The 23,013-nt window shown below is 65.7% G+C and carries 22 protein-coding genes and 1 pseudogene; 13 read left to right on the top strand and 10 right to left on the bottom strand.

Translation table 11 applies throughout. The features are described 5' to 3' along the window. Positions 1–79 precede the first annotated feature (79 nt). Together BX592_RS13035 and arcD are read left to right on the top strand one after the other, a co-directional pair. Entirely contained in the window at positions 80–337 is a 258-nt protein-coding gene (locus tag BX592_RS13035; RefSeq protein ID WP_134192181.1) for a hypothetical protein, read from the top strand. 98 nt (positions 338–435) lie between these two features. Then, positions 436–1,923: an arginine-ornithine antiporter gene (arcD, locus tag BX592_RS13030; RefSeq protein WP_134192180.1), complete on the top strand. Its 1,488-nt coding sequence runs from the start codon at positions 436–438 to the stop codon at positions 1,921–1,923. 222 nt (positions 1,924–2,145) lie between these two features. Here the strand turns inward: arcD and BX592_RS13025 are convergent, their stop codons facing one another. The 3 genes from BX592_RS13025 to BX592_RS13015 all read right to left on the bottom strand — a co-directional run bounded on the left by BX592_RS13025 (position 2,146) and on the right by BX592_RS13015 (position 3,633). Further along, entirely contained in the window at positions 2,146–2,595 is a 450-nt protein-coding gene (locus tag BX592_RS13025) for a CBS domain-containing protein (protein ID WP_134192179.1), read from the bottom strand. A gap of 44 nt (positions 2,596–2,639) precedes the next feature. Beyond that, positions 2,640–2,876, bottom strand: a complete 237-nt coding sequence (locus BX592_RS13020; RefSeq protein ID WP_134192178.1) for a UDP-glucose 4-epimerase — start codon at positions 2,874–2,876, stop codon at positions 2,640–2,642. Positions 2,877–2,982: 106 nt separating this feature from the next. Further along, positions 2,983–3,633, bottom strand: coding sequence for a BON domain-containing protein (locus BX592_RS13015; protein ID WP_134192177.1), 651 nt, complete (start codon positions 3,631–3,633; stop codon positions 2,983–2,985). Between the two features lie 147 nt (positions 3,634–3,780). Between BX592_RS13015 and BX592_RS13010 the strand changes: the two genes are divergently transcribed. Beyond that, positions 3,781–4,371, top strand: coding sequence for a rhomboid family intramembrane serine protease (locus BX592_RS13010; protein WP_134192244.1), 591 nt, complete (start codon positions 3,781–3,783; stop codon positions 4,369–4,371). A gap of 86 nt (positions 4,372–4,457) precedes the next feature. Next, entirely contained in the window at positions 4,458–5,126 is a 669-nt protein-coding gene (locus BX592_RS13005; protein ID WP_134192176.1) for a nitroreductase family protein, read from the top strand. 63 nt (positions 5,127–5,189) lie between these two features. Here BX592_RS13005 and BX592_RS13000 read toward each other — a convergent pair whose 3' ends face one another. Both BX592_RS13000 and BX592_RS12995 read right to left on the bottom strand, forming a co-directional pair. Continuing rightward, a complete protein-coding gene (locus tag BX592_RS13000) occupies positions 5,190–5,624 on the bottom strand; it encodes an Hsp20/alpha crystallin family protein (protein ID WP_134192175.1) in 435 nt (144 codons plus the stop codon). 272 nt (positions 5,625–5,896) lie between these two features. Then, a complete protein-coding gene (locus tag BX592_RS12995; RefSeq protein ID WP_134192174.1) occupies positions 5,897–6,112 on the bottom strand; it encodes a hypothetical protein in 216 nt (71 codons plus the stop codon). 166 nt (positions 6,113–6,278) lie between these two features. Here BX592_RS12995 and BX592_RS12990 point away from each other — a divergent pair, with 166 nt between their 5' ends. Together BX592_RS12990 and BX592_RS33785 are read left to right on the top strand one after the other, a co-directional pair. Then, a complete protein-coding gene (locus BX592_RS12990) occupies positions 6,279–7,394 on the top strand; it encodes a PAS domain-containing sensor histidine kinase (protein WP_377681480.1) in 1,116 nt (371 codons plus the stop codon). Between the two features lie 115 nt (positions 7,395–7,509). After that, on the top strand, positions 7,510–7,665 hold the full coding sequence (locus BX592_RS33785; protein ID WP_166676352.1) for a hypothetical protein: 156 nt from the start codon (positions 7,510–7,512) through the stop codon (positions 7,663–7,665). Between the two features lie 176 nt (positions 7,666–7,841). Here the strand turns inward: BX592_RS33785 and BX592_RS12985 are convergent, their stop codons facing one another. The 3 genes from BX592_RS12985 to BX592_RS12975 are packed head-to-tail and all read right to left on the bottom strand — an operon-like array spanning position 7,842 to position 11,638. Then, positions 7,842–8,798 (bottom strand): universal stress protein, encoded by a 957-nt coding sequence (locus tag BX592_RS12985; protein WP_243849517.1) that lies wholly within the window; start codon positions 8,796–8,798, stop codon positions 7,842–7,844. Beyond that, positions 8,791–10,758: an ATP-dependent zinc metalloprotease FtsH gene (gene ftsH, locus BX592_RS12980; RefSeq protein WP_134192172.1), complete on the bottom strand. Its 1,968-nt coding sequence runs from the start codon at positions 10,756–10,758 to the stop codon at positions 8,791–8,793. The genes BX592_RS12985 and ftsH overlap by 8 nt, the downstream gene beginning before the upstream one ends. Before the next feature lie 34 nt (positions 10,759–10,792). Further along, positions 10,793–11,638 carry a universal stress protein gene (locus BX592_RS12975; protein ID WP_166676351.1) on the bottom strand — a complete coding sequence of 282 codons (846 nt, stop codon included), beginning with the start codon at positions 11,636–11,638 and terminating at the stop codon, positions 10,793–10,795. Between the two features lie 317 nt (positions 11,639–11,955). Here BX592_RS12975 and groL point away from each other — a divergent pair, with 317 nt between their 5' ends. From groL to BX592_RS35155, 6 genes and pseudogenes are all read left to right on the top strand, one after another. Then, positions 11,956–13,575 (top strand): chaperonin GroEL, encoded by a 1,620-nt coding sequence (gene groL, locus BX592_RS12970; RefSeq protein WP_134192170.1) that lies wholly within the window; start codon positions 11,956–11,958, stop codon positions 13,573–13,575. Further along, a complete protein-coding gene (locus BX592_RS12965) occupies positions 13,575–14,468 on the top strand; it encodes a polysaccharide deacetylase family protein (RefSeq protein WP_134192169.1) in 894 nt (297 codons plus the stop codon). Before groL ends, BX592_RS12965 begins: the two co-directional genes overlap by 1 nt. Before the next feature lie 92 nt (positions 14,469–14,560). Beyond that, positions 14,561–15,742 (top strand): putative glycoside hydrolase, encoded by a 1,182-nt coding sequence (locus tag BX592_RS12960; RefSeq protein ID WP_243849531.1) that lies wholly within the window; start codon positions 14,561–14,563, stop codon positions 15,740–15,742. Between the two features lie 11 nt (positions 15,743–15,753). Beyond that, positions 15,754–18,162: a serine hydrolase gene (locus tag BX592_RS12955; RefSeq protein ID WP_243849516.1), complete on the top strand. Its 2,409-nt coding sequence runs from the start codon at positions 15,754–15,756 to the stop codon at positions 18,160–18,162. After that, a complete protein-coding gene (locus tag BX592_RS12950; RefSeq protein WP_134192167.1) occupies positions 18,146–19,804 on the top strand; it encodes a bifunctional aminoglycoside phosphotransferase/ATP-binding protein in 1,659 nt (552 codons plus the stop codon). Before BX592_RS12955 ends, BX592_RS12950 begins: the two co-directional genes overlap by 17 nt. Positions 19,805–19,832: 28 nt before the next feature. Then, positions 19,833–20,833 (top strand): annotated as a pseudogene (locus BX592_RS35155) (chemotaxis protein CheB). 11 nt (positions 20,834–20,844) lie between these two features. Here the strand turns inward: BX592_RS35155 and BX592_RS12940 are convergent. Continuing rightward, positions 20,845–21,876: an Acg family FMN-binding oxidoreductase gene (locus tag BX592_RS12940; protein ID WP_134192166.1), complete on the bottom strand. Its 1,032-nt coding sequence runs from the start codon at positions 21,874–21,876 to the stop codon at positions 20,845–20,847. Positions 21,877–22,014: 138 nt separating this feature from the next. Beyond that, positions 22,015–22,323, bottom strand: a complete 309-nt coding sequence (locus BX592_RS12935; RefSeq protein WP_134192165.1) for a DUF1488 family protein — start codon at positions 22,321–22,323, stop codon at positions 22,015–22,017. Between the two features lie 243 nt (positions 22,324–22,566). On the opposite strand from BX592_RS12935, the gene BX592_RS12930 reads away from it, so the two are divergent. Beyond that, on the top strand, positions 22,567–23,010 hold the full coding sequence (locus tag BX592_RS12930; RefSeq protein ID WP_134192164.1) for a hypothetical protein: 444 nt from the start codon (positions 22,567–22,569) through the stop codon (positions 23,008–23,010). Positions 23,011–23,013: the final 3 nt, after the last annotated feature.

The raw sequence follows: 23,013 nt of genomic DNA, 5'->3' as shown, positions 1-23,013 counted from the left end.
CATACATTCGGTTGCGTCGGACGCAGCGGTTGCCGGACACAGCGAACACCGCCCCGGGCGCCTGACAGAGGAGACCAACATGTCGAACGCCAACAGTGCCTGCGCTCTTTCCACCGTTACTGCACAGCCTGCGCTGACGGCCGGTGCGAGCGGCGAGCTTCCGATCTTCGACGAACCCGACGCATTGCTCGAACTCGCCCGCGACGCGGGCATGCTCGTGCTTCTCGATGCGCAGATCGGCCGCGAAAAATATCAAAGCGTGGTGGGATCGCTCGCGTCGCTGCGCCGCTTCGCAGCCAGTGTCGGCAACCGGCCGCGCGAATGCGACCCGGCGTGAGCGGGCCGCGTCGTCACCCGATCAAAGGATGATCTGCATCAATTGTGCTAAGCCGTCTGCATGACTTAATGAAGTCTCCTGAACCAGGGAGCTTCATCATGAGCCATCCTGTAGAGCATCTCGGACAAGCACCGTCCAGCGCGCCGCCGCAAACGGCAAGCGTCACCGCCCCTCAGGGCAGACTCCCCCTTTCGCTGCTCACAGCGGTCGTCATCGGCTCGATGATCGGCAGCGGTATCTTCTCGTTGCCGCAGAATATGGCCGCCGGCGCGGGCGCCGGCGCAGTGCTGAGCGGCTGGCTGATTACCGGGGTTGGCATGTTGATGCTGGCGCTGTGCTATCAGACACTCGCGACTCGCGCGCCGCAACTCGACAACGGCATCTACGCGTACGCGCGCGCGAGCGCCGGCGACTTTGTCGGGTTCAATTCCGCATGGGGATACTGGGTCAGTGCGTGGATCGGCAACGTCGGCTACCTCGTCATCGTCTTCGGTACGCTCGGCTACTTCTTTCCGGTGTTCGGCGACGGCAACACGCCGGCCGCGATCGCCGGCGCATCGATCGTACTGTGGATCATGCACGCGATGATCCTGCGCGGCATCCGCAGCGCAGCGGTGATGAATGGGCTAACCACGGTTGCGAAGATCGTGCCGCTACTGCTGTTTATCGTGCTGGTCGCGGCTGCGTTTCGCGGCGTACAGTTTCGCAGCGACTTCTGGGGCAATGCGAAGCTGCCTGGCGTGCTCGAACAGGTCAAGAGCACGATGCTCGTGACCGTGTGGGTCTTTATCGGCATCGAGGGCGCAAGTGTGCTGTCCGCGCGCGCGCAAAACCGGAAGGATATCGGCCGCGCGACCGTGCTCGGCTTTGTGATCGTGCTGGCGCTCCTGATGGGCGTATCGCTGCTGTCGCTCGGCGTAGTCGGCCAACCCGAACTGGCGGCGATGAAAAATCCGTCGATGGCCGGAGTGCTCGCGCACGTCGTCGGCACGTGGGGAGCAGTGGTGATCAATCTCGGTTTGCTGGTATCGGTGGGCGGCGCATTGCTCGCATGGACACTGCTCGCCGCGGAGACACTTTTTACGCCTGCATCGGACGGCGTGATGCCGCGCCGTCTTGCGCGCGAAAACGCGCAAGGCGTGCCGGCAGGCGCGTTGTGGCTGACCAACGGACTGGTGCAGCTGTTTCTGGTCGTCGCGCTCGTCTCGAACGCGACCTACCTTGCGCTGATCTCGCTCGCGACATCGATGATTCTCGTGCCCTACCTGTTCTCCGCGGTCTATGCCTGTGTGATCGCATGGCGCGGCGACGGGTATGCGGCAACGGACACCGCCGTGCGTCACCGCGACACGCTGATCGCCGCCTCGGCGACCCTCTATTGCATCTGGCTACTGTACGCGGCGGGCCTCAAATACCTGCTGTTGAGCGCGCTGCTCTATGCGCCGGGTGTGATCGTGTACGCATGGTCCAAACGCGAGCAACGCACACGCATGTTCCGTCCGTTCGAGATGCTGATTCTGGTCGGGCTGCTCGCGCTCGCTGCTTGCGCAGCCGTGCTGCTCGCGACAGGCGGCCTGAGCCTGTGACAGCATCGCAATCGTGGTGCCGGTGAAGGTCCGTTGCAGGTTTCGCTGCGCGCAAAGCGGATCGCGATGCACCGCCGGCACAGTTCTGAAAGAACGGAAAGAGCGGAAAGACGGGAGACTTGGGGGGAGACTGGGGAAAGACTGGGGAAATGGAAGCAAACGGATGCGCATCCTCCACGCGGGGATGCGCATCGTCGTCGTTACGCGCGTTCCGTTCGTTCGTTACGCGCGCCGTTTCTGTTCGAAATACGGCTGGCGGCCGGCGGTCCCGCAAAGCGACGCCACGAGGTTCGATCCGGCTTCCAGCAGATCATCGAAAGCGATCACACCGATCATCGCTCCCGTCTGGCCGATCACGGGCATACGGCGCACGCCGTGCAGGCGCATGCGGCCCGCGACCTGCCACAGATCCTCCCACGCGTAAGCGACGACCGCGGGCGTCGACATCACTTCGCCGACGTATAGCGTGGCCGGATCGACGCCGGCCGCAACGACCGCAAGCACCACGTCGCGGTCGGTCAGGATACCAACCGGCGACGCGTCGCCCGCTGCCCCTTCGACAACGATCAGATCGCCGACATGGCAGTCGCGCATCAATCGCGCCGCCTCCACGAGCGACGTGTCACGACGGCACGCGACGACGTCCGGTGTACAGATATGTGCTGCGTCCATGGCAGGCTTTCTCCTGTGCATCAGTGCGGCTGATGCGGCAGACGTCAAACGTGCAGTGCGCCGGATAGCTTCAGTTCGACCCACGTCATGCCTTCGCGCAACCCCTCGAGTAGCGCCTCGCGTTCAGTCGCGAAGATGCCGCTGTGCTGGAAGTCGTGCGCAAACGCGCCGCTTGCGGATTGATGGGACACGCGAATATTGCTTCGGTACCCCTGCTCGGCGGCGAACGTAGTAACGTCCACGGACCACTCGGTTTCATGTGCATTGCCAGCCAGTGTCATACCAGTCTCCTTTGAAGCAATCGAAGTATCACGAGCGGCCCGCATCTCCGGCCGTGCGATTGCCTCGATGGTTCGCCGTTCGCGCCGTATTCGCGCAATTGTCAGGTCATTCAACGCGAAGATCGTCGACCACCGCTCGCACGCCTGGCGCGCTCCACGCTGCACCGCGCGCGACTGAGCGTTCGGCATACGAATCGACCTTGCCGCTCAACGTCACGGTGCCGTCGCGCACCGCGATGTCGATATGGTTGGCTTCCCGCTGCGCATGCCGTTGCATCGCCTCACGGATCTTCGTGCCGACGTCGTCGGACCCGACGTCCCCGCGTATGTCGATCTGATTCGATACGCCGACCACGCCCCGCATGTGCGAAACCGAGCGCACCGCGATATGGCTCTGGTAGGCCCAATCGACCGTGCCGCTCAACGTGACCCAGCCACGTTCGACCTGCACCTTGACCGCGTCGTCGGGCAGCCCCACCGTCCAGTGCAGAATCGCGTGTACGGCTTCGGCGATATCGGAGTCGCTGCGCTTATCCGCCTGCGGCAACAGCACGGTCATCTCCACCACGACGCCTTTCACGCCGGCAACCCGGTGTGCGGCCTTCTCCGCGGCCAGTTTTTCCGCGTAGCTCACCGGATGGCCCGACAGTGTGACGACGCGGTCCGTCACCTCGACACCGATCTCGGTCGCCGTGACGGCCGGGTCCCATTCGAGTTCCTCTTCCACTTCCTGCTTCAGTTGTTTGTCCGATTTCATCGCATGCTCCTCGTTTGATACGGGTACCCGATACAACCCAGCATTGCACATGCGGCGCTGCGTGATCTGATGCAGGTCAAAGCCGTGAATGAACGCGACGGTAACGTGAAGTCATTCGAATACCGAACGCCACTGTGCCAGCCCATCATGACGCTGATCCTGATCGCATTGAATCTGCTCGGTTTCGCGCTCGAATCCGCAGGCGATCGCGAGACCGTGATGCGGTTCGCACTATGGCCCCCACATGCCGGCGGCGCCGCCGGATTCCATCTTTGGCAACTTGTTACCTATAGTTTCCTGCATGCGAGCGCTACTCACCTGGCGTTCAACATGTGGGGGCTCTATATGTTCGGAAGACCGATAGAGCGCGCGCTCGGGGCCAGAAGAATGGGCGAGTTGTATGTCGCCAGCGTGGTAACCGGCGCGCTCGCGCAGACAGCGGTCGCGCTGCTGTCGGCCGCGGGCGCCTACCCGTCCGTCGGTGCATCCGCGGGTGTGTTTGGCGTACTGCTCGCCTATGCGCTGCTATTTCCGAAGGAACCGGTCGTACTGCTCTTCCCGCCGATCCCGATGCCGGCCTGGCTGTTCGCGACAGGTTATGCGCTGCTGGAACTGGCGCTCGGACTGACCGGCCGCGCGCCGGGAATCGCGCACTTTGCGCATCTCGGTGGCATGGCCGCTGCGCTCGCGCTGGTGCTGCACTGGACGCGCCGCGCGCAGCACGGTCAGCTTGACTGAAATCAAATGGCGCACTCACGCCGTCGTTATCGTGTAAGGCGGTGCCGCGCGCTCACGCGGATCGACCGCCTTCAATGGAGTGTGACATGACCGAAATCGAACTGTTGACTTACGAGCCTTCGCCGTCCGCCCGCGAGGTTACGCCGCGAAGCCACGCACCTGCCGTGATCGACCTGCCGCAGCCGGATACCGATTCAGGGGTGTCGCTGATGACCGCGCTCTGGACACGCGCCAGCACGCGTGAATTCGCCGACGACCGTTTGACGCAAGGCACCCTCGGCGGCATTCTGTGGGCCGCCAACGGCGTGAACCGGCCAGCCACCGGCGGCCGCACTGCGCCTTCCGCGCATGCGTTCCGCGAAGTCGATGTCTATGCGGTGCTGGAAGAAGGTGTCTACCGATACGATGCGCCCGGGCACCGGCTGGTGCTCAAGCACGCGGTCGATGCGCGCAATATGACCGGCTACCAGGACTTCGTCGGCACGGCGCCGCTCGACCTCGTCTACGTCGTGTGCATGTCGAAGCTGCTCGAGATGGCGCCGCAGCAGCGCGACATCTTTGCCGCAGTGTCCGCCGGCGCGATCTCGCAGAACGTATCGTTGTACTGTGCGTCGGCAGGACTCGCAACCGTCGTGCGCGGCTGGATCAATCACCGGCTGCTGGCCAATGCGCTCAGCCTGAACGAAGACGAGTTGCCGATCCTCGCGCAGACGGTGGGCAAGCGCGCGACGGTACTGACGTCGCTGGCCGACTAAAGACGCAAAAAAACGCGGGCCGCGTTCGCAACGCAGCCCGCGGCGAGTCACGCGACTCACGCTTTAGCCGATCGACAGACGCTTGCGGTCAGCGGGCGCCTTCTTCGGCAACGTCAGCGACAGCACGCCATCCTTGTACTCAGCGCTCGCCGCATTCTCGTCGACGTCACCCGCGAGCGAGAACGCGCGGCTGAACGAGCCCGAATAGCGTTCGCGGCGAATCACACGCTCGCCTTCCTTCTGCTCTTCCTTCCGCTCGACTTTCGCGTTGATCGATACATGGTTGCCGTCGATCTGCACGTCGATGTCTTTCTTGTCGATACCGGGCAACTCCGCTTTTACCATGTAGGCGCTATCGTTTTCAGATACATCGATTTTCATCGTCGCCAGTTCGGTGTCCTGCTGGCTAAGGATGCTGCGCATCGGCCGGAACAGACCCTGAAACAGGTCAGGAATCGGATCCATCGAAAATGGGTCATATCGTGTCAGGTTGCTCATCACGTGTTCTCCTTGAAAATCCATCGATGCGATGGGGATGGACCGGAAACGCGCCGGTCCAGCGCGGTTTGGACACAACTTGCCTATCCGGCCCGCCATGTCGGTTGGCCGGCGGCGTTGATCGCCGGATCCCATTCGAGTTCGTGCTCGACGTCCTTCTTCAGTTGCATGTCGGTCTTCGTCTTCTGCTCTTGTCCGATGCCCCGCCCGCCTGCAGCGACGCATGGTTTTACCAAGCGTACCGGCCCCTGCGAGGCCACAGTTGACGTATGTCAAGCGCAGCACATGCCGGTAAAGCGCAGCGGGCAATCGACCGTTTCCCGAAAGAGACACAACAGCGGATAGTCGCCCATGGTCGGCACCGCGTCGTCGATCTGCTTGATCAGACCGGGATACTTTGCGTAAACGATAAATGCGAGCAGAATGATGGCGAATCCGACAACGAGAGAAAACGCGACTTTCTCCAGCACGCGGAAGTCCAGTCCCATTGCTGCCTCCTCTGAAAACAATGCGAACGCACCGCGCGTGACGCTTGTATCCAATACTCGGTCCGCGCGACCGGAACTTGCCTGATGCAGATCAGTCTTTGTTGATGCTGTGCACGTGCCGAGGCAGCGTTGCCAGTGCCCGCCGGCTCGTCCTGAGTGGAGATGACTGACAATGCCTTCACACGATTCATCGGCGGGTGGAAATCGATCGTATTCGGATATTGCGATTGAAGACCGCTACCAGATGCTGATCGATGCGGTGCGCGACTACGCGATCTTCATGCTGGACCCGGCCGGCCGGGTTGCCAGCTGGAATTCGGGCGCACAGCGCATCAAAGGCTATTCCCCCGACGAAATCATCGGCCGGCATTTTTCGACCTTTTACACGCCCGAGGACATCGCGGCCGGCAAGCCCGCTCGCGAACTGGAAATCGCCGCCACAACCGGGCGCGTCGAAGATGAAGGCTGGCGAGTGCGCCGTGACCACTCGCGGTTCTGGGCCAATGTAGTCATTTCGGCGGTGCGCGATGCATCGGGCACCTTGCTTGGCTTTGCGAAAGTGACGCGCGACATGACTGAACGGACGCGCCTCGCGGCGCTCGAACATGCAAGCGAGGTGACGACGCAAATGCAGATCGCGCGCGAAAACGAACAAAAGCGCATTGCCCGCGAACTGCACGACGATCTCGGACAGCAACTGACCGCATTGAAAATGGGCGTCGCGCTGCTGCAGACCCGCCTTCAGATGGTGACGGGCTTGACCGAACCGCTAGCGGAAGCACGCGAGCTGCAGGCGCAGGTCGACACGATGGCCGCATCGCTGCGCCGCATTTCCGCGGACCTGCGCCCGCCACTGCTCGACGATCTCGGTCTGTCGTCAGCGCTCGACTGGCTCGTCGAGGATTTTTCGAAGCGATATGGCATTCGCGCCATAGCGCGCGTACCGACCGATAGCGACACAGACGAGTTCGCCGCGCTGACGATCTTCCGCATCGTGCAGGAGGCGCTCACCAACGTTGCCCGGCATTCGCAGGCGCACACGGTCGTCGTCAGCCTGAAACGCGCGGAGGATGGTTGCATGCTGGATATTTCCGATGACGGTGTGGGCGCGCCGCCGGTCCCCACGGCGCCCCGCGATCGCAAATCGTTCGGCCTGCTCGGCATGCGCGAACGCGTCAGGCAATTGCATGGAACCATCACGTTCGATACGAAGCCCGGCGCGGGCTTCAGTGTGCATATCTGCTTTCCGGAGTCGTCGCTAAAGGGCGATCGGTCCAGCTGATACAGCGACGCGCGCACGGCCGGAACGCGATTGGCGACGCTTGACATGCGTCAAGCGCTCTTGCGCCGCGGTGTCCTACGCTGAGATCGTCATCCATCGGCTAACGAGGCGCGACGTGCTCAAGCGGATTCTACTGATCGGTTTTCTCGCGCTACCGGGATCGCTGGTACTGGTGTCGGTCGCGTGCGCGCATCCGCGCTGCCGTGCTGCCCTTGCCGAGCTGGCCGGACTGACGCAGTTGCGCTCGCTCGTCAGGAGTCACACACGTTGACGTCAGGCACGGCAGACAGAAAGTCCGCACGAAAGTGGCCCGTGGCGCGTCCGTGCATGCGCTCATCGAAGCAGGCCCGCAGCATCGTGCGTTCTTGAAGCTCCGTCAGCGGCACGTCGCCGCCACGCGCGCATGAACGACACGCGTGCGTATCGCGCGGCTGCGCTCAAGCACGTTCAGTTCACCGGCGGCCGCACCAGTAGCACCGGCACATGGGACAAGCGCGCGACGCGTCTTGCGACACTGCCGAGCAGCCAGCCGGAGAGTCCGCGTCGTCCGTGCGTGCCGACCACCAGCAATTCGGCACCGGCTCGCACCGCTTCACGCACGAGCGCATGCGCCACGTCGTCGTTGATCAGACGGGTCGAAAGCAGCGCGGTCCTGGCGGAATTCGGATAGCGGGCGAAGATCGTCGCCGCATGGCCAAGCGCGCGTTCGCCCTCAGCGATATAAGCGTTTTCCAGCATCGCCGTCGGTGCGATATCGACGAGCCGCACTGCGCGGTCAACCACGTATGCGGCCAGCAGACCGGTTTGCGCGGACGCGAGCGGCAACGCAAAACGCATCGCGTACAGCGACGCGGCACTGCCGTCCAGTGCGAACATGATGCGCGTGAGCGGCCCGGCGTTGTCACGCTCGAAGTCCTCCGGCACGATCAGCATCGAGCAGTGAGCGTCGCGCGTGACCTGTCGGGACACGCTGGCGTCGGTCCAGCGCAACATGCCTCGACGCTGCCCGGCGCCCACCGCGAGCAGGTCGGCGTGGCACGCGAGCGCGTCGGCAACCAGTGCATCGGCGACCACGCCTCCTTCACGCGAAAGATCGATCAGGCGTGCATCGACGTCCGCGCCGCTGGTGCTCACTATCCCGCTCGCGCGTCCGAGCGCGTCGCGCGCATCGCACCGCAATTCGTCGCGCGCGGCATCGAGCGCCGCATCGATGAAGCTCAACTGCGGCGTCAGCACGCGTGGGTTCTCGGCGATGCTGACCACCGACACGTGCATGCCCGGATGCACAATATCGCGTACATAGGCGGCGAGCCGCTCCGATGCCAGCGACGCATCGACGGCCAACTCGACTCGTACGATCGCGCGCACCGAGCCGGCAGCGGGTGTAGCTGCGATTTCATTCATGGTCGTGATCCTCCAGTACGCCGGGTGACTTCGCGCCGGCAACGCGCCGGCTCATTGCGGCTTCGCGGACGCCGACGCTGTGACGCGCCGAGTCGCCGGCCAGACTCAGTAATTCGCTGCGCTCGAGGACTTCCCGCTCGAGCAGAGCCCGTGCAATCCGCTCCAGCGTCGCGCGCTGTGCGACAAGCGTCTGCTTGACGCGCTCGTGCGCGTCTGCGAGCAGTTCGCGCACTTCGTCGTCGATCAGTTGCGCGGTGTGTTCGCTACAGCTCGCACCGCGCAGCCGGGCGAGGGCCGGCTGAAGGTCGTCGCCGTCGACGTCGCCAAGCGTCGCGATGCCGGCTCGCGCGCTCATTCCGTAGCGGGCGACCATGTGGCGGGCGATCAGGGTCGCCTGTTCCAGATCGTTCCGCGCACCGGTAGATACGTCGCCGAATGCGATTTCCTCCGCCACGCGGCCGCCGAGCAGCGTGTCGAGCCGATCGAGCAGTTCGCTGCGGCGCAATACGTAGCGGTCTTCGGTCGGCACCTGCTGCGTATAGCCGAGCGCCGCGATGCCACGCGGAATGATCGACACCTTCTTCACCGGATCGCAATGCGCGCGACTGAGCGCGACGAGCGCGTGCCCTGCTTCGTGATACGCGATGGTCAGCTTTTCCTGCGCGTTCATCACGCGGCTCTTGCGCTCCATGCCGGTCATCGCGCGGTCGATCGCCTCGTCGAAGTCGCACATGCCGACCGCGGCCTTGTCCTGCTCCGCCGCGTGCAACGCGGCTTCGTTGACCACATTCGCGAGATCCGCACCGACGAAACCGGGCGTGCGCGACGCAACTTCCGCGAGATCGACGTCCGGGGCAAGCACGACACGCCGCGTATGAACCGCCAGAATCTGCTTGCGTCCCATCAGGTCCGGGCGGTCGATGGCGATATGCCGGTCAAATCGCCCAGGGCGCAGCAGCGCGGGATCGAGAATTTCCGGCCGGTTGGTCGCCGCCATGATGATCACGCCGGAGTTCGGCTGGAAGCCGTCCATTTCGACGAGCAGCTGGTTAAGCGTCTGCTCGCGCTCCTCGTTACCCGACAGCGAGCCGGCGGCGCGCACCTTGCCCAGCGCGTCGAGTTCGTCGATAAACACGATGCATGGCGCCTTCTGCTGAGCCTGCTCGAACAGGTCGCGCACCCGCGCCGCGCCGACGCCGACGAACATCTCGACGAACGCCGAACCGCTGATCGAGAAAAACGGCACTCCGGCTTCGCCCGCCACCGCTTTCGCGAGCAGCGTCTTGCCGGTGCCCGGCGCACCGACGATCAGCACGCCTTTCGGAATCTTCCCGCCCAGGCGCCGGTAGCGCTCCGGATTGCAGAGAAATGCGACGATCTGCTTGAGCTCGGCCTTCGCTTCGTCGATACCCGCAATGTCGTCGAAGGTGATGCCCGTCTCACTCTGCGCATACAGTTGCGGTTTGCTTTTGCCGATGCCCGCATAGTCGCGCAGGCCGCTCGAGCGTCGTGCGACCCATGTCCATAACGCGAACAGCACCACCAGCGGCGCGGCCCACGCGATCAGCGAGCCAAGCCATGTGCCATCGGCCACCGCGCTGTAGCGGATGCCCGCGGCGTCGAGCCTCGCGGTAAGCCGGTCGTCGGCGACGCGCAGCGTCTCGAAGCTCCACGGCGCGCCTTGCGCATCGAATGCGGCCGCGTCGGACGCCGGCAGCAATTTCGCCGCCCCCGGCGTTTTCAGGCGACCCGTGATGCGCGTCGGACTGATTTCCAGGTCGTCGACCTGCGCGGCATCGACCAGACGGACGAAGTCGCTGTACGCGATTGGCCACGTTACCCTCTTCAGCCCGATCAGTTGAACCGCGAACAGCAGCGCGAGGCCGAATATGACGGCGAGCGTCGCGAAGTCGAAGCCTGGCTTGATCGGGTTCGTCAGGTCTTTCAGCGGATTTTTCATCGCGCGTCCCGTGGTGTGTGGCAAGCGCGCGGCGTCACCTGCCGCGTGCTCCAGACCGCACTTGTGGTACCAGCGGCACCAGCAGCAACGGCAGCTCATTGATCTGCGCGACCTGCTCCGCGATGCTCGCGAAGCGCCATTTGTCGGACGGTTCGCCCGCATGCGTACCGAGCACCAGCAGGTCCGCCTGCCATTCGAGCGCGGCGGCCGCGATCGCACGCGCCAGATTGCCGCCATGCGCAGACGCCTGCAGCACGACCGCATCGACAGTATCGGCAGGCGGCGCGTTGCGTGGGTCGAGAGCGACTCGCGCGATCCTGTGCTCGTCGCCCGGCGCCATGATGCGCGTGACCTCGTCCACGGCGGCGCATGACGCGTCGCTGTCATCGCTCGCGACGAAGAAGCGGCGCGGCGGAGCACCGTAATGGCTCGTCCCGACGTCAGGCAGCAGCAGCACCGGGCAACGCGCAAAACGCGCGACATGCGCCGGACTCGACCACGACGTCAGTACAAGGTCGGTGCCCCAACGCGCGGCGGCGGCGGCGAGCAACTCGGCACTGTTCGAGTCCCGTTGCGGCAGCGTCAGCAATTCGCCGTTTGCATGACGGCCGCGCGCGACCAGCAGATTGCACGCGGCCTGCATCATGTTTGCTGACTGACACCGCGCGCGCGGCATGGCATCCGGATCGTCCGCATCGTGCGGCGCCACCGCCGCGACGACATGGAACATCGCACCCGGATTCAGCGCCGCGCACGCGTAGTCGATGCTGTGCGCGGGCAGCCGACCGCCCCAGGCGGCGATCAGCACGCGCCAGTATGGAAGGCCCGCCGGCGAGCGACCGGAGTCGCACGCGGCGGCCGGATGGTCCTGCGTGCTCATACGAACCTCCGCCGGCGCGCCACATACGATGCGATGCGCCCGAAGCTGGCATCGAGCTTCATTGGCCTGCTCCTCTGTCGGCCTGTCGCCGGGCCGGCGCACAGTGCCCGACGACAAGCATCGCGCAGTCCGCGGCATGCGGCTTGATATCGATCAATGCACGCGTCGCCGGGGCGCGCAGCGTCGGGACGCTTGACTCAGATCAATAGCGCGCGTGCGCCGCGCCGGTTCAATGGACAAAGGCGGGACCAGCGAAAACCGACGCGCCGCGTGCGCCGTGCTCCGTCACCGGCCAGAACGACTTCATGGAGCCCATCGTGACAGCCAGAAACCTCGTGTTCCATCAGGATGCGCGCCAGCTACTGCTCAATGGCGTCAATGCCCTTGCCGAAGCGGTCAAGGTCACGCTCGGGCCGGGCGGGCGCAACGTGATCGTCGAGAAACCGGATCAGGCGCCGCTCGTCGCCAACTCGGGAGTGATCGTTGCGGGCGCCGTGGACCTTACCGAACCATTTGCCGAAATGGGCGCGCGGCTGTTGCGGGAGGTCGCGACCCGCACCAGCGAGATCGCCGGCGATGGCACGACGACCGCCACCACGCTCGCGCAGGCGATCATGATCGAAGGCAACCGCTGCGTCGCCGCCGGGCACGACCCGATGGCGCTAAAACGCGCGCTCGAGTCGGCCGGTAAGCGCGTCGTCGACGAACTGCGCCGCATTGCGAAACCGTGCTCGAGCGCGGATGAAATGCGGCAGATTGCGACGATCTCCGCGAGCGGCGACACGAGCATTGGCACGCTGGTCGCGCAAGCAGTCGAACGCGTCGGCAATGAAGGCGCGATCAGTATCGAGGACGGCTCGAAGCTCGAAGACGAACTCGAGACCGTCGACGGATCGCTGATCGAACGCGGCTACCTGTCGCCGCTCTTCGTGCCGGCGGACAGTCACGAAGTCGTACTGGAGGAGCCGCGCATCCTGCTGTGCGACATGAACATCAGCTCGCTTGCACAGTTGCTGCCGATTCTCGAGGCGCTAAGCAGCACCGGCAAGCCGCTTCTGCTCGTCGCGAATGAAGTGGAAGGCGAAGCGCTCGCGACGCTGGTCGTCAACCATCTGCGCGGCACGTTGAAGTCGTGTGCAATCCGCTCACCGGGATTCGGCGACGCGCGCGGCGACCAGCTCGCCGACCTCGCGGCGCTGACCGGCGCCAATCTGATCTCCGCGCAAGCCGGACGCACGCTCGAGCATGCGACGCTCGCCGACCTCGGGACCGCCCGGCGCGTCGAGATTACGCGCGACACGACGACCATCGTGATCGGCCACCGTGACCGGGCGCGCGTCGACGAGCGCATCGCCGGGCTCAGAAAGCGCATCGATGCCGCCGGCGCCGGTCGCGAGCGCGACACGCTAGTGAAGCGTCTGTCGAAACTGGCCGGCGGCGTCGCGGTGATTCGGGTCGGCGCAGCAACTGAAACCGCATTGCGCGAGCGCAAGAACCGTTTCGAAGACGCGCTGCATGCGACCCGCGCGGCAGTCGAGGAAGGCATCGTACCGGGCGGCGGTGTCGCACTGCTGCGCGCGCGCAGCGTACTGGAAGGCGATGGCGGCACCGAGGCACTGCGCACTGGCGCGCGCATTCTCTGCGACGCACTGGCGGCGCCGTTGCGGCAGATCGCGCTTAATACCGGCGCCGATGCGCAGGCCGTGGTTCATGCAGTCGCCGCCGCAACGGGCGCATGGGGCTACGACGCCGCACGCGGCACCTATGGCGACATGTTCGAAGCGGGCATCGTCGATCCGGTGAAGGTTTCCCGCATCGCGCTGCAGAACGCCATTTCCGTTGCGTCGCTGCTGCTGACCACGGACTGCATGATTGCGCGCCCGCCTGCGCGGCACGCGGGTATCGACGGCAACGATGCATTCGCGCGGGAGTTCTGATGGCCCGCAGCCTCGTCAACGCCCGCCCGATCGTGCCGCGCGCCCGCCGCGGCCTGCTGCTGCGCATCGTGTCCGGCTTCGCGTGGGCGCTATGCCTGTCGCTCGCCGCGATGGCGCCGGACGTGCTCGCCGTGCTGCCGGACGGCACCGTCACGGCCAGCCAGGCAGCGCCGATGATTGGGATACTCGTCTATCACCGCTTCGCGGCGAGCGCCGATGACTCGATGACGGTGCGCGTCGTCACGTTCGAGGCCCAGCTCGCGTTTCTGCGCGAGCACGGCTACCGGATCGTGCCGCTCGCGGACATCGTCGCGTGGCTGCGCGACCGCTCAGCGACGCTGCCACCGAAGGCGGTCGCGGTGACGGTCGACGACGGCCATCGCTCCGTGTATGACGTGATGATGCCGATCGTCGTGCGCGAGCGCATTCCCGTCACGCTGTTTGTCTATCCTTCGGCGATCTCGAACGCGCCCTATGCGTTGAGCTGGGACCAGTTGCGCGCGCTAAAAGCGACCGGGTTCTTCGATGTGCAATCGCATACATGGTGGCATCCGAACTTCGATGTCGAGGAACGCCGCCGGTCGCCGGACGCATTCCGCCGCTTCGCGACCACGCAGTTCACGCATTCGCGCGACCTGATCGAGCGCGAAGTCGGCGGCCATGTCGACATGATTGCGTGGCCGTTCGGCATTCATGACGATGAGCTCGTCGAGCTTGCGCAGTCGGCCGGCTATGTCGCCGGGGTGACGATCGAAGGGCGCCGGCTGCGGCGCAGCGACGCGCTGCTGAGCCTGCCCCGCTTCCTGATGGTCGATGGGTGCACGCCGCGCGTGCTCGGCCGTCTGCTCGGCGAGACGGAAACACGCCCGCCGGCCGACGGGGAGCGCCAATGACGCACTCGCCGATGCGCGTCGCCGCGCTCATCCGTACGCTGGCCCTCGCGCTGTGCGCCGTGCTTGCCGGGCCGGCGCCGGTTGCCGCGCAGATGCAAGGCATCGTGCTCAACGCGGCGACGCGCGAACCGGTGCCGGGCGCATGGGTCACGATCGACGGCGCGGCCCAGCGGGCCGCGGCGGACGGCCGCTTCGCAAGCGACTCGCTCGCGCCGATGATCGATGCGCGCGCGCCCGGCTATCTGCGTGCACGCGCGCAGGTGTCGGGCGACGCGCCGGTGACGGTGATGCTGACACCGTTCCGCCCAAAGGCCGTTTATCTGTCCGTGTACGGCATTCTGAACCCGACGTTGCGCGACGCCGCGGTGAACCTGCGGGACACCAACGGCATCAACGCGCTCGTGATCGACGTCAAGGGCGATCGCGGCATCACACCGTACCCGAGCGCCGCGCGTGTCGCGACAGGCGCCACCACGAGGCTGCCCGCGCATCCGGCGCCGATGCGCAACTTCGCTGCGCTGGTCGCCGATCTGCATCGCGACGGCTTCTATCTGATCGCGCGCATCGTTGTCTTCAAGGACGACCCGCTCGCCGACGCGCATCCCGAATGGGCGGTACGCGACGAGCACGGAAACATCTGGCGCGATCGCGAACAGCTGCGGTGGATCGACCCGTTCGAGCGCGACGCGTGGGCGCACAATCTGGACGTCGCCGAAGAAGCGGCGCGACTCGGCTTCGACGAAATCCAGTTCGACTACGTCCGTTTTCCGGATGCACCTGGCCTGCGCTTCGCACAGCCGAACACGCGCGCGAACCGCACCGCGGCGATCACCGGCTTTCTCGCCGCGGCGCGCGAACGCCTCACGCAATACAACGTCTTCGTATCCGCCGACATCTTCGGCTACGTGTGCTGGAATCTCGACGATACGGCGATCGGTCAGCAGATCGAACAGCTTGGTGCGCCGCTCGACTATATTTCGCCGATGCTCTATCCGTCCGGTTTCACATGGGGACTGCCCGGCTGCACGAAACCGACCGCCGATCCCGGCCAGATCGTGCGCCGCTCCCTCGCCGAGGCGCAAAAACGCACCGGACTGCCCGGCGTGCGCTTCAGGCCATGGCTGCAGGCGTTTCGCGACTATGCATTCGATCATCGCGACTTCGACGCCGACGAGATCCGTGCGCAGGTCGACGCTGCGGATGCCGAGCACACGAATGGCTGGATGCTATGGAATCCGCGCAACCGCTACGACCCCGAACAATTGCCGCGCTAACCGGCTGGTCGATGCGCACCCGCCTGCGGTTCGCGCGTGTAGTGTCGATCTGCGCGGCAGCCTTCGTATCGCTACCCGCGGCAGCGGGCGACCCCGAACCGTTCAATGCAACGGCGCGCGGTGAATCGCAGCGGATTGTCGACGCGCAAATCGCAGCCGGCCATGTGCCCGGCGCGGTCGTCATCGCCGGCGACGCACAACGCGTGCTGTATCGCACGGCCGCCGGCCGCCGCTCGCATCTGCAACGCGACGACGCCATGACAGCTGACACCGTGTTCGATCTGGCGTCGCTGACCAAGGTCATCGCGACCACGACCGCGGTGCTGCAGCTTGCCGAACACGGACGCCTTCAGCTCGATGCGCCGGTTGCGCGCTACTGGCCGGCTTTCGCCGCGCACGGCAAGGGCACGATTACCGTGCGCGAACTGCTCGCGCACACGTCCGGGCTGCCGGCCGAATTGCCGTCGCGCTACGGCGCCGGCGTTGCATCACGCGCGGCGACGCTGCGCGCCGCGAGCGCATTGGCGCCGCGCGCGCCGCCCGGCGTGCAGGTGCTTTACAGCGACGTCAACTTTCTCGTACTCGGCGCGCTGGTCGAACGCGTCACCGGAGAACGGCTGGATGCGTACTGCCGTGGCCACATCTTCGCGCCGCTCGGCATGCGCGACACGACGTTCGTGCCGGAAAGCGCGCTCGCGCGGCGCGCCGCACCGACGAGCGCCGACGCACAACAGATGCGCCGCGCTCGCGTGCATGACCCGCTTGCCGCGCGCATGGGCGGCGTGGCGGGAAACGCCGGCCTCTTTTCAACCGCCGACGACCTCGCGCGCTTCGCACAGATGATGCTGCTCGGCGGCACGCTGGGCGGCGCGCGTGTACTGCGCGCCGACAGCATCGTTCAACTGGCCGCGCCCGCCAGCCCGCTCGACGCGCTCCCGTGGCGCGGGCTCGGCTGGGCGCTCGCCGCGCCGCTCGCCGCGAACCGGGATCGCCTGCCGCCCGCCGGATCGATCTACCATACCGGCTACACCGGTACGGCCATCTGGATCGACTTCGTCACGCAACGCTTCCTGATCGTGCTGACGAATCGTGTTTATCCGGATGGAAGCGGCGACGCCGGTCCGCTGCGCGAGCAGCTGTCTTCGCTCGTCGCGAGCCTGTCGGCGCCGGTCGCGACGGCCGGCATCGAGCAGCGGCTGCCGTCAGTGCGGGCGGCGATCGACGCGGCAACGCGGCTGCCGCGTTCGAGCGGCCCAGTCCGGACCGGCATCGACGTGCTCGTCGCACAGCGCTTCGCACCGCTTGCCGGCATGCGCATCGGGCTCGTCACGAACCGCAGCGGATTCGACGCGACCGGCCAACGCACGATCGATCTGCTGCAGCACGCGGACGGCGTCGCGCTCGCCGTGCTGTTCGCGCCCGAGCATGGACTCGCGACCAACGTCGATGCGCCGGTTGCCGACACGCGGGACCCGCAAAGCGGCCTCGTCGTGCGCAGCCTGTACGGTGAGTCCCGGCGTGTTCCCGCCGATGCGCTCGCGAACCTCGATGCGCTCGTGTTCGACATTCAGGACGCGGGCGTGCGCTTCTTCACGTACGAGACGACCTTGGGTTTCGTGCTCGAAGCCGCGGCGGCGCGCCATATTCCGGTTTTCGTGCTCGACCGGCCCGACCCGCTCGGCGCGGACCGCGCCGGCGGTCCGCGGCTCGATGCCGGGCGCGAGTCGTTCACCGGCTACTTTCCGCTACCGCTCATGCCTGGCATGACGCTCGGCGAACTGGCCACGCTTTTCAACGGCGAACGCCGGATCGGCGCGGATCTGCGCGTGGTGCCGATGGCGGGCTACCGGCGCGCGATGCGCTTCGCCGACACCGGCCTCGGCTGGGTCCCGCTGTCGCCGAACCTGCGGTCACCGGCGGCGCTCGATCTGTATCCGGACGTCGCGCTGGTCGAAGGAGCGAACCTCAGCGTTGGGCGCGGCACGCCGAACCCGTTCGAATGGATCGGCGCGCCGTGGATCGATGGCGTGGCGCTCGCCGCTGCGCTCAATGCGGCTTCCAGCGATGCCCACTTCGCGCCCATCGACTTCGTGCCGACCGAATCGACATGGCGCGGCGCACTTTGCCATGGCGTGCGCATAGCCAGTGCACACGCGCGCCGCGAGCCGGGATCGCTTGGCCTGGCGCTGCTCGCCACGCTGCGGCGCCTGTACCCCGAGCAGTTCGATTTCGCGGCCACGCGCGACGCAATCGGCTCGACACGCGTCTGGACCGCGCTTGCGCGCGACGCCAGCGCAGCCGATGCCGCCAGCGTTGCCGCGAGCGATAGCGCCGCGTTCATGCCGCTGCGCGAGCACTATCTGATCTATCGCGACGATTCCACCGATACGAGGCCCACCGACGATGCGACATCCCGATGATGCAGCGCCCCCGGGTGGCACAGCCCGGCAGCGCAGTTCGGCCCGGCAGCGCCAGACGCGCCGCGCGTTGCGCGCGCTCGACCGCGCGATGCGCCGGCCCAGCTTTTACGCGCATCCGGCCGCATGCATCGAGCGCCGTGAAACGCATCTCTCTATCGTGTATCTCGCGGGCCGCTTCGCCTACAAGATCAAGAAACCCGTCGCGTTCGGATTCGTCGACTTCACCGATCCGGCGGCCCGCAGGCGCAGCTGCGAAGCCGAGCTACGCCTGAACCGCGTGCTTGCGCGGCCGCTCTATCTCAGTCTCGTGCGGGTCGGCTCCAATTGGCCTGCGAACCGGTCTTCGCGACGCGGCGCCGCCGTCGACGAGTACGCGGTCAGAATGCGCCGCTTCGACGAGCGGATGCTGTTTTCACATCTGCTCGAGCGTCACGCGTTGCAGCTTGCCGATGTCGACCACGCAGCGGCGCGGCTCGCGATGTCCCATCTGCATGCGCCGCGCGACGTGCCGCGTCGCGTGCTGGGAAGCGCCGCGCTGTTGCGCTCGCAGCTCGACGCGGTGCTCGATGGTTGCGCGACTCGCATCGGCACAGCCCGCATCGAACCGCTGCGCCGCTGGTGCGGCGACGAATACGCCCGCGTCGCCGGTACGCTCGACGCGCGCCGCGCCTCGGGCTTTGTGCGCAGCTGCCATGGCGATCTGCATCTGAACAATATCGTCCGCTGGCGGTGCGGCGTGCTGATGTTCGATTGCATCGATTTCGACGATGCGCTGCGCTGGATCGACGTCGCGAGCGATCTCGCGTTCGTGCTGATGGATCTGCGCGCACAGGGCCGCGCCGACCTCGCGAGCCGGTTGCTAAACCGCTGGCTCGACGCAACCGGCGACTACGGCGCACTCGTGCCGCTGCGGCTGTACATTGCATACCGGGCGCTGGTGCGCGCGTACGTCACGCGGCTCGGGGCCGATACTCCCGCTTCGCGCGCGACGAGCGAGCGTTACCTTGCAACCGCCATCGCCGCGATGAACGAGCCGGCGGCCGCACGGCCACGCGCGCTGCTGCTGTGCCACGGTTACTCCGGCTCGGGGAAATCGGTGGCGAGCCGTGCGCTCGCCGATCTCTATCCGGCCATACGCGTGTCGAGCGATGCGCTTCGCAAGCGGACTCGAGCCTTGGAGCCGCTGCGGCAGCGGGCATTGTCCGCCGCGGCGTACACCGCCAGCGAGATCGACCTCACCTACGCGCGGCTGCTCGATACGGCACGCGAAATCTTGCGCAATGGCTATAGCGTGATCGTCGATGCGACGTTCCTGAAGCGCAAGCACCGCCTGGCGTTCATTGATCTCGCAGCCGAACTGGGTGTGCCGGCGCGGCTGCTCGATTTTCGTGCGAGCGACGCGTGCATCGCGTCGCGCGTGGCGGCACGCGCGCGCTCGCGCGCCGATCTGTCGGATGCCGACCTCGCCGTGCTGGACGCGCAGCGCGCCGCTGCGGAACCACTGAGCGTCGGCGAACTCGCGATCGCGATTGCGTGCGACACCGAGGTTGCGCTGCCAGTCATCGAATCCGCCCAGTATTGGGAGCTGGTGCTCAAGATTGACGAACATCAACGGCCGGCGGCAACTTCACGGACATCATGAAGCGCATGCCTGGCATACGAGGTCGATCATGAAAGACAGAATTTTCGTCGTAGGTGCATCGCATGGCGGCATCGACACACTATCGAAACTCGTCAGGCAGTTGCCCGCCGACTTTCCGGCGCCGGTTTTCGTCGTGCAGCACATCGGCGCCAGCAGCCCGGGCACGCTGCCCAGCATTCTCAGCAGGGCCGGCCGCTTGCCGGCGGTTCATCCGAAAAACGGCGAGATTATCCAGAAGGCGCGCATTTATGTCGCGCCTCCGGACCACCATATGCTAGTGCAGCGGGACCATATCCGCCTGTCGCAGGGCCCGCGCGAAAATCACACGCGGCCCGCGCTCGATCCGCTGTTTCGCTCAGCGCCAACGCGTACGGTCCGGCGGTCGTCGGTGTCGTGCTGACCGGGCATCTCGACGACGGTACGGCCGGCTTGCTGGCTGTCAAGGACCGGGGCGGAATGGCAATCGTGCAGGAGCCGTCGGAGGCGCTCGCGCCGTCGATGCCGCTCAGCGCGCGGGCCCATGTCGGCGTCGACCACTGCTGCGCACTGGCCGAAATGGGAGATCTGCTCGTGATGCTGGCCCATGACGATTTGTCCATTACCGCGCCGGACGCGCACGACGAGCTGATCAGGATCGAAACGCGTATCGCCGAAGGTGTGTTGGGTCCTGACGAGTGGTCGGCATTCGAGAGGTCGGGCAGCCCGTCCGGATTCAATTGTCCCGACTGCCGCAACGTGCTGTTCGAAGTACGCGACGAGCGGATACTGCGCTTTCGATGCCGCGCCGGCCACGCATTCTCCGCACAAAGCCTGCTTGCGCTGCAGGCCGAAACCATGGAGAACCAGCTTGCTGCGTTATTTGGCTCGCTGCATGAAGAAGCGATGCTCAGCCGGCGCCTGTTGGGCACCCCGATCTGTCGCGACGACGCCATGAGCGCCACGCTCGCCGCACGCATCGGCAAGGCCGAGCGAGATGCGGCACGGATCTGGCAGTGGATGTGCAACAGCCCCGAGCCGGATCAGCAGTAAGGCGTTCGCAATCAGTCGACCATGTCCGTCAACGGCCGTCTTGGCGCGTGGTCCGCGCGCGGACCGCGACCGACACGAAGCAGCAACTGCGGAATCGCGTCGATCTGCAACAGTCCCCTGAGCGGCTCGCGCAGCGTACTGACTTCGATGGGCTGGTTCAGGTACGACGCGGTCAGTCCAGCGGACGCCGCGACGAGCAGCATCCGTTCGAGTGCCTGGCCCGCCGCGACCCATCCTTCGCGATTATCCTGCCGCGTGCCGATGCCAACCACAAGCGGCGATCCTTCGACGAACCGCTGATCGGTGGCGGGCGTCCCCGCCCCGACATCGAATATCCGGATTGCGGACGTAACGAACGGCGCCGCGAAATCCAGCATGTGTCCGACCGCGGCGCCGTACGCCGGCATGCCGTCGGCCGTGCGCGCCGGATGGATCCAGCTCGCCAGCTCACGCCTGAAGCGCGGGTCCGCGAACTGGATGTGGTCGGCCTCTTCGATCAGTTCCGCGATCGCCTGACGGGTCGAGCGTGCGTCGACGCAGCATGCGATCGCCCCTTCCGCGCCGCATGCGTCGATCAGTTTCGTTTGCAGCGGCCTCGAGATAACTTCGTCGACGTACGGTGCACGCGTCGTCACGCGGCGGGGCAGCGCGTCGAAGAGTTCCGCCAGGGCGGCGTCGCGGTATCCATCGTGCGATACCCTGACCTGCGCGATGATGTCGGGGTCCAGTTCCGACGGAAAAAGCGTGATCGCGTAGCACAGCCCGAAATGATTCAGCGCGACGCGAAGATTCAGCAACGCCGCGCCGCAACTGATCAGCAATTCCCGGTCGAACGGGTCGACCACGGGCAATGCGCGAGTGCGATCGGCGCACAGCTGGACGGTGTCCGCGTCGACGATAAAGCGCCAGGGTTGCGTGTTGTGATTCGATGGCGCAAGCACTGCATATTGCAGCGCGAAGCGCAATTGCTGATCCATCGGAGAGGATGCGTCGAACCGATGTTCATCCACTTCCCAGCAGGACCGCCGTGTCTCGTTGCTCATCTCGAACACCCCTTGCCCAATGCAGTCAGGCAGCGTTGCCTGCCGGCCCCGGATGGAGCACTGGCAGATTCGTCAAGATTCCGTACTGTGTAGCGCCATCCGGATTGATGGATACCGGCGACAGCGAACGTGCGAAACCTATACCGTTCGATGCGACGTCGGCGGGCAATCGTCGTAATAAAAGCGGAAGTACCCGCTATGCAACAGCACCGGCTTGCCACCGACTTCGTCGAGCATCCGTTGCGCGGCCTGCTCGATCTCGAAGCGATGCGCGTTGAACGCACCGATCAGGTCTGGCTCGCGCAGCGATGCGGCGCCGAAGTGGTCCTCGAGCGCTTCCGCGGTAATCGCGCACTGAACCGGGTTGCCATCGACGAGCGCGGGGAAAGCAATCGCCAGGTCGCGCGCCAGATACGTCGGCGCCTCGAGTGGGAAGGAAACACGCATGGTGGCCACCTGTGCGAAACATGAATGCACTCCCCGAATCGGGAGCCCGCATCCAGCATACGGACGCGCGGTACGCGGCGCTTGACGCAAGTCAAGCATAAGCGCGGCGCGCAGCGTCCATCTGCGCCCTTGACCTGCGTCAACCGACGGTGCGCAGGCGTCGCCGACACTGACTGTTGCACATCCGGCGACATCGACACGCTTGGCGCGAGTGGTGCGACGCCGGTCAACAGAGAGGCGACCATGCGACTTCAAGTCGACCTGAGCGGCGTGTGCGACGTGTACAAGCTTTGCTTCGTGCGCATGCCATGGGCCTTCTTCACGCGGCTCGCGCTCGACCAGCAAAGCGGCGACCGCTGGGAACGCGCGCCCTATCAGCTGCATGCGGGACTTCCTTATTCGGACAGCCCCGATCAGATTTTGAAAGTCGCGTTCGATGGACCGCTCTTTCCACCCGAGTCCGGCCGCGACGGTCATGCACGCAGCGTGTTCGAACTCAACCAGCGCGTATCGCCATGGCTGCGCACCGAAAGCTTCTTCGACGGCGAGCCGTTGCACATCATGGCGGGCACCACGCTGGCCGCGTTCGTCGAGCAGATCGGGGCATCGGGCGGCAATGTGTTCGTGCCGCTCGATTGGGGATGCCTGCCGGCCGTGCCGCCAGCGTGGGTGGCCGACGCGCAGTAGCGG

The organism is Paraburkholderia rhizosphaerae (genome assembly GCF_004366595.1).
Classification (GTDB): Bacteria; Pseudomonadota; Gammaproteobacteria; order Burkholderiales; family Burkholderiaceae; genus Paraburkholderia; species Paraburkholderia rhizosphaerae.
This window is presented reverse-complemented; position numbering and strand designations above follow the sequence as displayed.